The 263-nt window shown below is 59.3% G+C and carries 1 pseudogene; it reads right to left on the bottom strand.

Annotated elements, in window-relative coordinates:
- Window positions 1–113 precede the first annotated feature (113 nt).
- Window positions 114–263 (bottom strand): annotated as a pseudogene (locus SB771_RS35110) (hypothetical protein); the annotation flags it as partial.

The following is a 263-nucleotide window of genomic DNA, read 5'->3' as shown; positions in this document are numbered from 1 at the left end:
GCGAAACAGCTTGTTGATCGTCGGTCGATCGGCGGTTGGCATGGCGCCGCCGGCGCCTGGCGCGTCGTTCATAGCGGGAAAGCCTTTTCGATCGAATCCAGCATCGTCCACATCGCTTCGATTTCAAACAGAATCGGCGCATGCGGCGATTCATATTTCTGCATCCAGCGCGGATGCAATTCACCAATCCAGCCGACTGCGCGGCCATTCAGTTCGATACGCGCGCAGCGGCCCGGATGCAATGCCGGATGCTCCGCTTTCAC

It is taken from the genome of Burkholderia sp. SIMBA_051 (assembly GCF_046534915.1).
Lineage (GTDB): Bacteria > Pseudomonadota > Gammaproteobacteria > Burkholderiales > Burkholderiaceae > Burkholderia > Burkholderia ambifaria.
Note: the sequence above shows the minus strand (reverse complement) of the source record. Positions and strands in the feature narration are given on the sequence as shown.